Below are 13,305 nucleotides of genomic sequence, written 5' to 3'. Positions count from 1 at the left end.
ATGAAAACCACTCAATTGGGCAAAACGAATGATAATATAAAGATAGAGCGTAAAAAACCGTATGATATAATGGGTTATTGTGGGCGGAAATAAAGATAAATGTACGTACAACCGATAGAATAGGTGTACAACATGACAGATATTTACGTTGTATGTGAACAAATGTTCTGGTACGATACAAATAAAAAATGATTTGTTTGAGTTTTGAAAGGGGCACGAGGGTTATGGCTACTAAAGAACACCTTACATATAATGATGATGCCATACAGGTGTTGGAAGGTCTTGAAGCTGTCCGTAAACGACCTGGTATGTATATTGGGAGTACAGACAGCCGCGGTCTACACCATCTTGTATATGAAATTGTTGATAACGCAGTTGATGAAGCATTAGCAGGATTCGGTAATGCCATCAATGTGAAAATACATAATGATAATAGCATTAGCGTAACAGATGAAGGAAGAGGTATGCCGACTGGTATGCATAAAACAGGCAAACCAACTCCAGAAGTCATTTTGACTGTGCTCCACGCAGGTGGAAAGTTTGGTCAAGGTGGTTACAAAACAAGTGGTGGACTTCACGGTGTAGGTGCATCCGTTGTAAACGCATTGTCAGAATGGCTTGAAGTAACCATTCATCGTGATGGTGTCACATATAAACAACGTTTTGAAAATGGAGGAAAGCCTGCAACGACGTTAGAAAAGATTGGTTCTACGAGAAAAACAGGTACAATCATCCACTTCAAACCTGACCCAACCATTTTTTCAACGACTAATTACAATTATGAAACGTTAAGCGAGCGACTCCGAGAAGCTGCTTTTCTACTAAAAGGAATGAAAATCGAATTATCTGATCTACGGAAGAATGATAACGAAACGGTCGTTTTTCAATTTGATACAGGTATCGAGGCATTTGTTGATTATTTAAACGAAGAAAAGGACACCTTGCATCAAGTGGTTTCATTTCAAGGTTTTCAAAATGCCATTGAAGTAGAGTTTGCTTTCCAATTCAACGATGGTTATTCGGAAAATATGCTGTCATTTGTGAACAATGTCCGAACCAAGGATGGCGGTACACATGAGTCAGGATCAAAGACTGCCATGACACGTATCTTTAATGAGTATGCTCGAAAGACTGGACTGCTTAAAGAAAAAGAGAAGAACTTAGACGGATCGGACATCCGCGAAGGTCTAACTGCGATCGTTTCAGTAAGAATTCCAGAAGAAAAGCTCCAGTTTGAAGGACAGACGAAAAGTAAATTAGGGACTAGCGATGCGCGCTCTTCTGTTGATGCTGTCGTATCAGAGCAACTCAATTACTTCTTAGAGGAAAATCCAAAAGTAAGTGAAATGCTTATTCGAAAGTCCGTTAAGGCTGCACAAGCGCGTGAAGCTGCACGTAAAGCACGTGAGGATGCGCGAAATGGCAAAAAGAAGAACAGGAAAGATTCAATGTTGAGTGGTAAATTGACACCAGCATCTTCTCGTAATCCTAGTAAAAATGAATTATACCTTGTAGAGGGTGACTCAGCGGGTGGATCTGCAAAGCAGGGTCGAGACAGGAAGTTCCAAGCAATTCTTCCGCTTCGAGGAAAAGTAATCAATACGGAGAAGGCGAAGCTTGCAGATATTTTTAAAAACGAAGAAATTAGAACAGTGATCAATGCGATAGGTGCTGGTGTAGGTGCTGACTTTACAATAAAAGATGCGAATTACGACAAAGTGGTCATTATGACGGATGCTGATACGGATGGATCACACATTCAAGTCCTATTACTTACTTTCTTTTACCGTTACATGAAACCGATGATTGAAGCTGGGAAAGTGTATATTGCCTTACCACCGCTATATAAAATAAGTAAAGGCAAAGGAAAGAAAGAAGTTATTGAATACGCTTGGGATGAAGAAGGCCTCAAACAAGCCATGAAAAAAGTAGGAAAAGGATATACGATTCAGCGCTATAAAGGTCTTGGTGAGATGAACGCTGACCAGTTGTGGGAGACAACTATGAATCCCGAAACCCGAACGTTAATTCGAGTAAAGATAGAAGATATTGCAAGGGCTGAACGTCGGGTATCTGTCCTCATGGGTGATAAAGTTGAACCTAGACGTAAATGGATTGAATCGAATGTTGCTTTCGGATTAGACGAAGAAACAAACATCTTAGAAAACGAGAACTTGGCTGTAGTTGAGGAGGAATAAGCTTTGGCGAATGCAGAGAAATATTTAGATTTACCATTAGAAGATATTATCGGTGATCGTTTCGGCCGGTATAGTAAATATATTATTCAAGAACGTGCTTTACCTGATGCACGCGATGGCTTAAAGCCAGTACAACGGAGAATCCTTTATGCAATGCATCATGAAGGAAACGTAGCTGATAAACCATTTCGAAAGTCTGCCAAAACCGTTGGTAATGTAATCGGTAATTATCACCCACACGGGGATACATCCGTATATGATGCGATGGTTAGGCTAAGTCAAGACTGGAAAGTGCGTAATGTATTGGTAGAAATGCATGGAAATAATGGGAGCGTTGATGGAGATCCACCTGCTGCAATGCGTTATACAGAAGCAAGGCTCTCTCCCATTGCTTCAGAGCTTTTGAAGGATATTGATAAAAATACGGTCGATTTCACACCGAACTTTGATGATACCCAAGAAGAGCCTGTCGTCCTACCAGCACTTTTCCCTGGACTATTAGTGAATGGTTCAACAGGAATTTCAGCTGGATATGCGACTGAAATCCCTCCTCACCACTTAGGAGAGGTAATTGATGCAGTTACGATGCAAATCGATCATCCTGAGTGCTCAGTTGATGAATTAATGACCGTGATTAAAGGTCCTGACTTCCCAACAGGTGGAATTATCCAAGGATTAGAAGGCATTAAACAAGCTTACCAAACTGGTAAGGGAAAAATTGTTGTACGTGCAAAGACGGATATTGAAGAACTCCGTGGTGGCAGACAACAAATCGTCATTACTGAAATTCCATATGAAGTGAACAAAGCGAACCTAGTAAAACGTATGGACGAGCTACGAATTGATAAAAAGGTCGATGGAATCTCGGAAGTGCGCGATGAGACAGACCGTACTGGCCTTAGAGTCGTCATAGAACTCAAGAAAGAGGCAGATTCTGAGGGTGTATTAAACTTCTTATTTAAGAATACGGACTTACAGATTTCCTACAACTTTAATATGGTAGCGATTCATAACCGAACGCCTCAATTAATGGGATTGAAATCTTTAATAGATGCATACGTTCAACACCAAAGAGAAGTGGTAACAAACCGCTCCAAATACGAGCTGAAGAAAGCTCAAGATCGTCAGCATGTCGTTGAAGGTTTAATTAAAGCAATATCCGTACTTGATGAAGTGATCGCAACAATACGCTCATCGAAAGATAAGAAGGATGCAAAGCAAAACTTAATACAACAGTTTGATTTTACCGAGCCTCAAGCAGAAGCCATCGTTACGCTACAACTTTATCGTTTAACGAATACAGATGTACATTCATTACAAAAAGAATCCGAAGAATTAGAGAAGAGTATTCAGGAGCTACTATCTATTCTAAACAGTGACCGTAAATTATTTTCGGTCATTAAAAAAGAATTGGCTCGTGTAAAAAAGACGTATGCAGATGATCGCCGTTCTGTGATCGAAGCTGAGATATCTGAAATAAAAATTAACCTTGAAGTCATGATACCTTCAGAAGATGTTGTCGTATCTGTTACGAAGGAAGGTTATGTGAAACGAACTAGTCCAAGGTCTTATGCCGCATCTAATGGTGAACCACCAGGGATGAAGGAAACAGACCGGGTGCTGAGAACATTCCAAGCCAATACGACCAATACGTTACTCGTCTTCACAAATAAAGGGAATTATCTTCATATCCCTGTCCATGAGTTGCCAGATATCCGATGGAAAGATGCTGGTCAACACGTAACGAATATCGTTTCCATCGATCGTGATGAATTTATCGTAGATTCAATGGTCATAGATGAATTTAAAACGAACGAATTTATCGTATTCTTCACTAAGAATGGTATGGTTAAACGTACAGAGCTCGAGAATTACAAAGCACAGCGATATTCCAAACCGCTTATGGCATTAAAGCTGAAGAAGGATGACGAACTTGTTGATGTTTATATCACGGATTGTCAGAAAGATGTATTTATCGCTACCCGAAATGGTTACGGTCTTTGGTATGAAGAAGAAGAAATCAGTGTTGTAGGACAAAGAGCTGCAGGGGTGAAAGCCATCAACTTGAAAGATGGAGATTACGTCGTCAGTGGATTTGTTAAAGAAAAAGAAGTGAAGGCGCAAATGGTTCTCATAACTAATCGAGGAGCGGTTAAGAAAATGCGTCTCGAAAATGAATTTGAAAAAACATCTCGTGCTAAAAGGGGTGTCGTCATGTTAAGAGAATTGAAATCGAATCCGCATAGAATTGTAAAGGTCGTGCACGTGAAAGAAAATGAAATCGTAAAGATACAGTCTGAAAAGGGATTAGAAGAAATGATCGATCCCTCTCAATTAAGACCGGCAGACCGGTATAGTAACGGTTCCTTTATGATTGATGAAACTCAGGCAGGACAAGTCACTAGCGTCTGGACCACAAAGAAGGAAGAGAACGAATAACAACAGATAACCAAGCTGACTCGAAGGATCTTTATTCTTATGAGCTCAGCTTTTTTCTTACCCAAATTTTCAGACACCTAAATGTAGATGGGATAAGCTCGAAACTTGTACCTTCGAATATATATAGTAGGAACCCATCTACAATGAGGGAGGGACAACGTTGCATGCTCGAACAATACAATCTTCATGAGAATTTAGACGATTATTATAAGAAAGTTGAACAATTACATCAGATGAATTACAAATATCCATCACATCCTGATAAGAAGAAATTGTCTGGACCTGTTTACTCGCCTAGCCACTTTATGCCCCAATATCAATATGCATTTAGTAGACCCATGCAAAGACCTGCACCAAGACCATGGCATGGTTATTGTCACAAATGTAAACAACCCTACTTTCCACACGCAAGTCCTAGTTATTTATATGCATACTAAACATTAAAGAAACAATAAACCTGTCCATTTTCACAAGACAGGTTTTTGATTTTCAATATTAATTAAATCCCCTCCTTTTTGTATTTATTTGTTAATCTAGTATTAGGTAACGATTTAATGGATGGGAGGGTATTAATGAGTAAATCCGGTTCTATTTATAAAAATGAAATGGGTAGAAAAATAATAACTAACCATTATGACAAATATTTAAGCTTGTTCCCTTATGAAATTCATAAAGAATATGTTGATACATCATACGGAAGAACAAATGTGTTAATCACAGGACCGATCGACGGTAAGCCGCTTATTATATTGCAGGGTGGGAATTGTATCAATCCCATGACATTATCATGGTTCACACCTTTAATGGATACCTATCGAATCTATGCTCCAGATACCATTGGTCATCCAGGTTACAGTGATGAGCGACGCATTTCAGCAACAGATGAATCGTTTGCGATTTGGATATCTGATATTATGGAACATTTTCATATTAAACAATCTGCCTTTGTGGGACCATCGTACGGAGCTGGAATCATATTGAGAGTTGCTTCGTATATGCCAGAAAAAATCAAATGTGCAGTATTAGTATCTCCTGCAGGAATCAGTCTGGGCTCTAAGTTTGAAATGGTAAAGAAGGTTCTTATTCCTTTAATGTTATTTCGTATGAATACAGCAGAAAAGCATCTTAAAAGGATTACTGACAGGATGTCTGCCAACACAATGAAAAATCGTGACAGAACTATCATAGGTGATATTTTCAAGCACATTAAACTTGAACAAGAGATGCCTAAATTAACTGAAAAAAGTGAGCTAACTAGTTACAATGCTCCCACATTCATCATTTCAGGTAAATCAGATCTGTTTTTCCCGGAACACAAATTGAAAGTGAAATCGGAGGATATCATTAATAATTTGATAGCATTTACATCAATGGAGATGGGACATTATCCATCTGAGGAAAATCTAGTTGAAATCAATGAAAAAATTAAACGTTTTTTACACGACCATTACTGAATGAGAATAATGGAGGACAATTGATGGTACAAGCTGTATTCATAGATAGAGATGGTACATTAGGTGGCGGTAATGAGATCGTTTATCCAGGTGATTTTAAGCTTTATCCTAATGTTCAACATTCACTCAAACAATTGAAAGACAATGGAATAAAGATTCTATCATTTACAAACCAACCTGGTATATCTAATGGATTGGCAACAAAAGAAGAGTTCGATGAAGAACTAAAAGAGTTCGGATTTGATGACGTTTATATTTGTCCTCATGATCCAGGAAAAAAATGTGCGTGTAGAAAGCCCAGAACCGGTATGTTACTTGAAGCTTCAAACAAATACAATTTAGATCTTTCAAAGTGTATCGTCATTGGTGATCGATGGACGGATATGTTGGCCGCTGAGGAAGCGGGATCATTTAAGATACTTGTCCAGACTGGTTCAGGGAAGGAATCTCTTCGAAAATTTCACAATAAGGAGTATTTTGGACGTTGGAATCAGGTAACAACAGATTTCATTGCTCATGACTTGAATGAAGCGATCCATTGGATATTACACGAAAGTTGAAAGGATGTTTCTTTGAAGATATCTTTATTGAGTGGAATAGTTATACTTGTGATTCTTGCAGTACTCGGGTTATTCGATCCTTTACTTTTTTTAAAAGTAATTGCAATTATTAGTGCTGCAACATTCGGTTTATCAGGTGTTTTTTTAGGCTCGTTCGTGAAACGGTCACAATACATACAAGACCTCGACCCCAACGAAGAAAGGTGGAACCGTAAGATCGGTTTAACCATTGCGGCATTCGGTTTCCCATTTATCATCACAACGATTATTACAGTACTGGTGCAATATGAATTCTTATTCTCACGTTAATAAAAGCGGTCTCTTTACTCCTTCAGAGGAAGAGGCCGCTTTTCCAGATTCAAGCATGATTATTTGTTTTTACTATTATTTTTGAGTAATACTTTAAGACCTTGCCCCATATCTGATGCAAGAATATAATTCTGGTCAATGAAAACACCCCAGAAGAATGCTTGTTCAGGCACATATTTCCCAATCTGTTCTGGATTTGATGGGTCAGTAATATCTACCGCTCTCACTCCACCAGCATAATGTGAAAGGTATAATGTATTACCACGTACTTTAGGATCATGTACCGTATTTGCAAAAGTAACACCATCTTCAACATGGTCTACTAAATCCGTTTTGAATGTACTTAGTAGTTTAGGATTTGTTCTATCCTTAATATCAAAAATGCGTGTATAGCCATACGATCTTTCGTACCCCTCTCGAGTTGGATGGTATACTTCACGCGTTTCAATCAGAACCGTTCCACCCTTTGCTAACGCTGATGAGTGAGCAGCACCTTGAACATCTGGTGCGAAATCAGTTCTCCCTAAATATTCGACATCATAAGGGTTTGAAATATCCAGCATGATCGTTCCTAAATCCCAAAATGAGAGAAATGCTGTTTTCCCGGTATTATCTGTCATCGTACTATGGTTGAAAACAGGTCGAGTTTTTCCGTCAGGAGAATTCCAATGATAACCGTTGAAATCCTCCGGCACTTCATTTAGCATTCTAGGATCAAACTCATATATGGTTTGTGGATTGGCTGGATTTGTGACATCCACTAATGCAAAGTCTTTTTGTTCTCCATGAGTATAATAATCTGCGTATGGATTCGCTGTGAGGACAACTGGCTTATTCCCTTGGACAGTTAAATACAATTCGTGTGTACCTCTGACCCGTTTATCTAATTCCCAAAATCCCAATTTTTTTGGATTATACGGGTCGTTCACATCATACAAAAGGAAACCACCCTTTGAGAGAGCGTTACCACGATCAAGCTGTTGAACGCTTACGACAGCAAGGTCACCTTTGAAATAGGGTGTATTTACGGTTTTGACAATAACTTTTTCCTGCCAAGTACCAGGAATATCATCAGCAAACTTTGAAATTTCTATAGGACTAGATGGATCTTTAAGATCAAATACACGAACACCCCCGTTGCCTCCTCCAGCAGTATGTGTACCTAGATACGCAAATCCTTTATGTGCGTAAACATCAGCAGTTGAATTCTGTATTCCGTCATTTTCTTTAATTTGAACAGCAGCAGCTTCGTACCAATTTTCTAGGTTTTTATTCCCTTCAAGCATCGATATGTTTGTCAGTTCACCCTCTTGAGCGCCTTTCTCTATTGCAACATCATCAAGGTTGTCATGAGCGGAGATGGAAGGTGCGTATAAAGAGAGACTCATAATTCCAGCTAAAGATAAACGCGTGACGATTCTCCTATTCAATATAATTCCTCCAATACAAAATATTTACAACAAAATAACACAATTATTTGAAAATTACATCAAATATTAGTTAAACACATCGAATAGTACAATCTTATGTAAAAGTGAATAAGGCATATTAACTAATATGAAAAATGACATTAAAGTTCTATATGCATATAGAACTAAATTTATTTATTAGATTTTAGCAGGTTCATGTATGTAGGATTACGAATATTTAATTAAAGAAAAATCAATCTGGAGGTGGCAAATGAAAGCTAAGATAGGTGAAATTGTATGGAGAGACCTAACTGTAAAAAATGCTGAAGAAATAAAGGACTTTTATTCTGAAGTCGTCGGGTGGAAAGCAGAAAATCATGATATGGGCGATTACCATGATTTTAATATTAAATCACCAGAAGATGATGATGAAGTCGTGACAGGCATTTGTCATGCTAAAGGGTCAAATTCAGATATCCCTGCACAATGGCTCATGTATGTAAATGTTGAAAATGTTGAAGCTAGTGCTCAAAAGTGTGTGAATTTGGGCGGTAAGATTTTAGATGGTCCAAGAATGATGGGAGCGAGCCGCTTCTGTGTGATCAAGGACCCGGCTGGTGCAGTTCTAGCCTTAATATCAAATGAAGAATAATTTCTACTTACAGTAATTGTACCGTCTTGTTACGGTCAGTTGCTGTTTTTTTTGTGTGCACTTATGAAAGTTACGCTGTTCGGTGAATATAAACGTAAATCTCGAAAAAACTAGGAAGTGTAAAGGAGGTTTTGTTGATGGAGAAAGAACAGTTTTCAGCGGTAAGGAAAGATGAAAATGGAAAGATTCAAATGTTCCAAACAAGCTCTGGTAGAGAATTATCATATGAAGAAGCCATACAGGAAGTAGATGAGGAAAGAATTGAGAACGTAAGCGTTGTCCGGGAGAAAGATGGCGAAACCTATATCCGATCTAATCCAGATAACCGTAAAGATAACAACTTAGATGGATTACCGATCTTTTAAGAGCTGTTGAACCGGCTCTTATTCTTTTTTAATAAATCGAGTATTTTATTTTGAATTCAAGATAATTTATGATACTATAAAAATAAAGTTACTATAAAAAAGTAACAAAATAATTTTTAGGAGGAAGATCATGGCAGAAGTACTATACATTACAGCAAATCCTAAATCGGTTGAAGAGTCCCTTGGTTTAGCAGTTGGAGAGGAATTTATTCAAGCATATAGAGAGGAAAACCCTGAGGATGAGATCATCCGATTAGACTTATATGACTATGACATCCCGTATATTGATACAGATGTATTTAACGGTTGGGGAAAGCTTCAACAAGGTCAAGAGTTTGATTTATTAAGCCCAGACGAACAAGATAAAGTAAGAAGAATCAATGTCCTTACTGAACAGTTCAAGAACGCAGATAAATATGTGTTTGTAACTCCGCTTTGGAATTTTAGCGTACCTCCGAAGATGAAGGCATACATTGATACGGTTTCTATTGCAGGATCAACATTCAAATATACAGAAAATGGACCTGTTGGGTTATTAGAAGGTAAGAAAGCCTTGCACATTCAAGCACGTGGAGGCATTTATTCAGAAGGACCAGCAGCAGATCTAGAAATGGGAGATCGCTATATTAAAGCAGTTATGGGATTCCTAGGGGTTACTGACACTGATTCCATCATTATTGAAGGACACGCATTTATGCCTGACAAACTTGAAGAAATCAAAGGTGCGGCTTTAGAAAAAGCGAAATCTTACGCAAGTCAATTTTAAATGAACAAAAGGTTAAGCCCATCTGGCTTAACCTTTTGTTATTCATCATGTGGTCTGTATGGTACTTGGTCTAATGGAATCACCATAGAATAATCATAATTTGACCGCTTAGACGACACGGATCCATTTTGATAATCCATAACCGAATCGTTTAATTTATCTTCATTTTTTACATTTTCAAATGTTGGATCTTGGCTATATGGAATGCCTTCCTTATGGTTATACATTTGTTCTATCTCCTCCAAATGAATAATGGGAATACCTGTTAATATTCAACGCAAAAAGCCCACTTCCCTTTATAAATTATGGAGATTATATATAATTTATTCTACTGTTGCGTTCTCTTGTGGAACTTTCGCTTCCTCTCGGGGAACTTCCGCTCTCACTTGTGGAACTTTTACGATGACTCGGGGAACTTCGGCTCTCTCTTGGGGAACTCAGTACTTTATTACTACCACTCTCAGCATATTTAAATTGGAATGTTGTAATAGTCAACACTATACGTTACCTTATAGTCACATGTTACCTATTGGTCACATTCATAATATGGAGGAGATTAATTTATGAAAGATTTTACGGTAGAAATGAGTATTCCGGTATCTGCAGGGAAATTATATAATTCCATTCATACACAAAATGGCGTAAGGAATTGGTGGACTAATTTTGCAAACATCAGTGATGAAGTCGGAGGAATTTCAGAATTTAATTTTCCAAAGGCTGGTTTCTATGTTGTAACGAGAAACTTAAACAAAACGAGGTTGTTGAATTGGATGTAATTGCATCCAAGCATCCCGAGTCAAGTGGGTTTGACAATCTTGAGGATTGGGTCGGCACTACCATACAGTTTCATATAGAACCTTTAATTGAGGGTGAATGTAAATTACACTTTACACACAAAGGTTTAACACAAGCTCTTGAATGTTTTGATGCTTGTAATAACGGGTGGATTCATTACTTAAATAGCTTAAAGGATTACGCAGTGGATCAAGAAGGTGAACCATATACTGATAATTCTGAGGACAATATCATTCGTTAACGCTACGTTTAGGTCATCAAAGGAGATACTGCAATAATTGCAGTATCTTTTTCTTTATCCTATCAAGGAACGTGTTATGATTAAATAAATTTACGATTAGGGTGATTAGCGGTGCCTCAATTTTTATTTGAAGTTACGGATCTAGAAACATTGGAAAAAGAGTCCGATGATCAGCAATTCATAAATAAAGTTGCGACAGTAGATGCTGAAGTAATCGATAAACAAACAGGAAACACGATTTGCAAAGGGAGCTTTGAGGTGAAATACAACCAGGATGGTGTTTATCCATCCGTGAAAATGATTAACTCGATAGATGCACCCAAATATATAAAAACCGAGCTTCTCTTTCGCTCTAAGCGGTATATTAAACGAATGAGACGCTGGTTATAATAAAATTCAAAAAATTGTTGACAATGAAAACTACACTGTATAAAATGTAAAACAATTAAAACTTATCCAGAGCGACGGAGGGAACTGGCCCTGCGATGTCCAGCAACCTGCATGTTATGTAAGGTGCTAACTCCAGCAAAATGGGTATCCATTTTGGTAGATAAGGTGATGATATGATTTTGCCTAAACGTCTTCCAAATTGGGGAAGGCTTTTTTATTTTGTGTCTAAGTGTATAGGATGAATATTGCTGACTAGACACACTAGAGGCGATTTTCAACTCAATGTAATACAGAGAGTTGAAATCGTCTCTTTTTTACTTCCTCAATAAGTAATTCAATAATTGAAAAGTGCGAACAATCCTTAACAAACGAATGGAGGAATAGGAGTAATGAGTGTACACAACCAACAAAAACGTAGTTTATCTAATCGATTAGCAGAAGGTCCGGTAGTATGCGGTGAAGGCTACTTATTTGAACTAGAGCGGCGAGGCTACTTACAAGCAGGTTCGTTTGTACCGGAAGTCGCTTTAGAAAACACACAAGCGTTAGAGCAAGCGTACAGAGACTTCATGAATGCTGGATCGGATGTCATCGTCGCATTTACGTACAATGCCCATAGAGAAAAAATGAGGATCATTGGTAAGGAAAATCTTGTTGAAAAGCTAAGCAGACAAGCCATCCGATCGGCAAAAAAAGTAGCAATCGAGCACCCTGAAGAAGATGCGCTCGTAGCGGGTAATATTTCAAATACGAACATATTTGACCCTGAAGACGCGCAATCGAAAATTGAAGTACGGGCAATGTTTGCAGAAATGGTAGAGTGGTGTGTAGATGAAGGTGTGGACTTCATCATTGGCGAAACGTTCTACTACCATGAAGAAGCATTGATTGCTCTTGAAGAAATCATTAAAGGTGGTCTAGAGGCTGTGATTACGCATGGTCTCATGGCTGAAGGCGTTCTACGTGATGGGTATACTGTTGAGGACTCATGTAGAATTTTAAAAGAGCAAGGAGCGCTCGTAGTCGGTATGAATTGCTTTAGAGGCATACATACCATGCATCCTTATGTTGAAAAGATTCGTTCGAGTGTAAGTGGTCATATCGCTGCACTACCATTGCCGTACCGAACAACAGAGGAAAATCCGACATTCTTTAACCTACCTGATCAAGGATGTACATGTTCTATACCAACTGAAACCACATTTCCAACCTCATTAGATCCGTTATACCATAATCGATATGAACTTGCTGAATGGGCGAGGAAAGCTCATTTTGAAACAGGTGTGCAATTCATTGGATTGTGTTGTGGCGCTTCACCAGCAATGATTCGAGAAGTATCAGAAGCAGTTGGTAAAGTAGCACCAAATTCTAAATATTCACCTAACATGGAAAAACATTTCTTATTCGGTCAGGATGAAACGTTAAAGCAGCATAACCTTGAATATAGAACGAAGGCATAGGAGGGGAGTATCACTAAACGTGAAATCCGGTGGCTATATCAATGAAGACCAAGTAGCATGTTCAATCTACTTGGTCTTCATTTTGTATAAATGGATGGAGGTGATACTCAGAGCGTTACTTCTCTTAGAGAAGCGGTTTTTTGTATCCAATCAACTGAGAGACGAACGAACGTTCTTGCGCGTGGCTGTACCTGAACTTTTAAGGTCTATTGGGGTTCCAGTAGGCAATTCTTTTATTACTAATACAACCACAATCAAATAGAATTA

General features: G+C 38.3%; 16 protein-coding genes and 1 riboswitch. Of the genes, 14 read left to right on the top strand and 2 right to left on the bottom strand.

The window, feature by feature from the left end; all coding sequences use genetic code 11:
• Window positions 1–224 precede the first annotated feature (224 nt).
• The 6 genes from parE to L2716_RS07170 all read left to right on the top strand — a co-directional run bounded on the left by parE (window position 225) and on the right by L2716_RS07170 (window position 6,960).
• Window positions 225–2,198 (top strand): DNA topoisomerase IV subunit B, encoded by a 1,974-nt coding sequence (gene parE / locus L2716_RS07195; protein WP_236333174.1) that lies wholly within the window; start codon window positions 225–227, stop codon window positions 2,196–2,198.
• 3 nt (window positions 2,199–2,201) lie between these two features.
• Window positions 2,202–4,637, top strand: a complete 2,436-nt coding sequence (parC, locus tag L2716_RS07190) for a DNA topoisomerase IV subunit A (RefSeq protein ID WP_236333171.1) — start codon at window positions 2,202–2,204, stop codon at window positions 4,635–4,637.
• A 164-nt stretch (window positions 4,638–4,801) separates the two neighbouring features.
• The gene (locus tag L2716_RS07185) at window positions 4,802–5,074 is read left to right on the top strand and encodes a hypothetical protein (protein WP_236333169.1); all 273 of its coding nucleotides are present in this window, start codon (window positions 4,802–4,804) and stop codon (window positions 5,072–5,074) included.
• Between the two features lie 135 nt (window positions 5,075–5,209).
• On the top strand, window positions 5,210–6,091 hold the full coding sequence (locus tag L2716_RS07180) for an alpha/beta fold hydrolase (RefSeq protein WP_236333167.1): 882 nt from the start codon (window positions 5,210–5,212) through the stop codon (window positions 6,089–6,091).
• 23 nt (window positions 6,092–6,114) lie between these two features.
• Entirely contained in the window at window positions 6,115–6,651 is a 537-nt protein-coding gene (locus tag L2716_RS07175; protein ID WP_236333165.1) for an HAD-IIIA family hydrolase, read from the top strand.
• A 12-nt stretch (window positions 6,652–6,663) separates the two neighbouring features.
• A complete protein-coding gene (locus tag L2716_RS07170; RefSeq protein WP_236333163.1) occupies window positions 6,664–6,960 on the top strand; it encodes a hypothetical protein in 297 nt (98 codons plus the stop codon).
• A 59-nt stretch (window positions 6,961–7,019) separates the two neighbouring features.
• Here the strand turns inward: L2716_RS07170 and L2716_RS07165 are convergent, their stop codons facing one another.
• On the bottom strand, window positions 7,020–8,390 hold the full coding sequence (locus tag L2716_RS07165; RefSeq protein WP_236333161.1) for an LVIVD repeat-containing protein: 1,371 nt from the start codon (window positions 8,388–8,390) through the stop codon (window positions 7,020–7,022).
• Between the two features lie 250 nt (window positions 8,391–8,640).
• On the opposite strand from L2716_RS07165, the gene L2716_RS07160 reads away from it, so the two are divergent.
• The 3 genes from L2716_RS07160 (at window position 8,641) to L2716_RS07150 (ending at window position 10,152) form a co-directional block, all read left to right on the top strand.
• Window positions 8,641–9,021, top strand: a complete 381-nt coding sequence (locus L2716_RS07160; protein ID WP_236333159.1) for a VOC family protein — start codon at window positions 8,641–8,643, stop codon at window positions 9,019–9,021.
• 137 nt (window positions 9,022–9,158) lie between these two features.
• Entirely contained in the window at window positions 9,159–9,386 is a 228-nt protein-coding gene (locus L2716_RS07155; RefSeq protein ID WP_236333157.1) for a DUF3892 domain-containing protein, read from the top strand.
• Window positions 9,387–9,516: 130 nt separating this feature from the next.
• Entirely contained in the window at window positions 9,517–10,152 is a 636-nt protein-coding gene (locus tag L2716_RS07150; RefSeq protein ID WP_236333155.1) for an FMN-dependent NADH-azoreductase, read from the top strand.
• A gap of 38 nt (window positions 10,153–10,190) precedes the next feature.
• Here the strand turns inward: L2716_RS07150 and L2716_RS07145 are convergent, their stop codons facing one another.
• Entirely contained in the window at window positions 10,191–10,379 is a 189-nt protein-coding gene (locus tag L2716_RS07145) for a hypothetical protein (RefSeq protein WP_236333153.1), read from the bottom strand.
• 336 nt (window positions 10,380–10,715) lie between these two features.
• Here L2716_RS07145 and L2716_RS07140 point away from each other — a divergent pair, with 336 nt between their 5' ends.
• From L2716_RS07140 to L2716_RS07120, 5 genes are all read left to right on the top strand, one after another.
• Window positions 10,716–10,928, top strand: coding sequence for a hypothetical protein (locus tag L2716_RS07140; RefSeq protein ID WP_236333151.1), 213 nt, complete (start codon window positions 10,716–10,718; stop codon window positions 10,926–10,928).
• Window positions 10,919–11,188 (top strand): SRPBCC family protein, encoded by a 270-nt coding sequence (locus L2716_RS07135; RefSeq protein ID WP_236333149.1) that lies wholly within the window; start codon window positions 10,919–10,921, stop codon window positions 11,186–11,188. The genes L2716_RS07140 and L2716_RS07135 overlap by 10 nt, the downstream gene beginning before the upstream one ends.
• Window positions 11,189–11,299: 111 nt before the next feature.
• The gene (locus L2716_RS07130; RefSeq protein WP_236333147.1) at window positions 11,300–11,578 is read left to right on the top strand and encodes a hypothetical protein; all 279 of its coding nucleotides are present in this window, start codon (window positions 11,300–11,302) and stop codon (window positions 11,576–11,578) included.
• A gap of 59 nt (window positions 11,579–11,637) precedes the next feature.
• Window positions 11,638–11,745: riboswitch (SAM riboswitch) on the top strand.
• Window positions 11,746–11,967: 222 nt separating this feature from the next.
• Entirely contained in the window at window positions 11,968–13,038 is a 1,071-nt protein-coding gene (locus L2716_RS07125; protein ID WP_236333145.1) for a homocysteine S-methyltransferase family protein, read from the top strand.
• Between the two features lie 19 nt (window positions 13,039–13,057).
• Window positions 13,058–13,300: a hypothetical protein gene (locus tag L2716_RS07120; protein ID WP_236333142.1), complete on the top strand. Its 243-nt coding sequence runs from the start codon at window positions 13,058–13,060 to the stop codon at window positions 13,298–13,300.
• Window positions 13,301–13,305 lie beyond the last annotated feature (5 nt).

It is taken from the genome of Pseudalkalibacillus berkeleyi, assembly GCF_021608225.1.
GTDB classification, from domain to species: domain Bacteria; phylum Bacillota; class Bacilli; order Bacillales; family Fictibacillaceae; genus Pseudalkalibacillus; species Pseudalkalibacillus berkeleyi.
This window is presented reverse-complemented; position numbering and strand designations above follow the sequence as displayed.

What these genes read in the sequence shown, in the direction of transcription:
- parE (WP_236333174.1), top strand. Translation starts at nt 225, where the DNA reads ATGGCTACTAAAGAACACCTTACATATAATGATGATGCCATACAGGTG.
- L2716_RS07145 (WP_236333153.1), bottom strand. Translation starts at nt 10,379, where the DNA reads ATGTATAACCATAAGGAAGGCATTCCATATAGCCAAGATCCAACATTT.
- L2716_RS07155 (WP_236333157.1), top strand. Translation starts at nt 9,159, where the DNA reads ATGGAGAAAGAACAGTTTTCAGCGGTAAGGAAAGATGAAAATGGAAAG.
- L2716_RS07160 (WP_236333159.1), top strand. Translation starts at nt 8,641, where the DNA reads ATGAAAGCTAAGATAGGTGAAATTGTATGGAGAGACCTAACTGTAAAA.
- L2716_RS07125 (WP_236333145.1), top strand. Translation starts at nt 11,968, where the DNA reads ATGAGTGTACACAACCAACAAAAACGTAGTTTATCTAATCGATTAGCA.
- L2716_RS07185 (WP_236333169.1), top strand. Translation starts at nt 4,802, where the DNA reads ATGCTCGAACAATACAATCTTCATGAGAATTTAGACGATTATTATAAG.
- L2716_RS07140 (WP_236333151.1), top strand. Translation starts at nt 10,716, where the DNA reads ATGAAAGATTTTACGGTAGAAATGAGTATTCCGGTATCTGCAGGGAAA.
- L2716_RS07150 (WP_236333155.1), top strand. Translation starts at nt 9,517, where the DNA reads ATGGCAGAAGTACTATACATTACAGCAAATCCTAAATCGGTTGAAGAG.
- L2716_RS07175 (WP_236333165.1), top strand. Translation starts at nt 6,115, where the DNA reads ATGGTACAAGCTGTATTCATAGATAGAGATGGTACATTAGGTGGCGGT.
- L2716_RS07180 (WP_236333167.1), top strand. Translation starts at nt 5,210, where the DNA reads ATGAGTAAATCCGGTTCTATTTATAAAAATGAAATGGGTAGAAAAATA.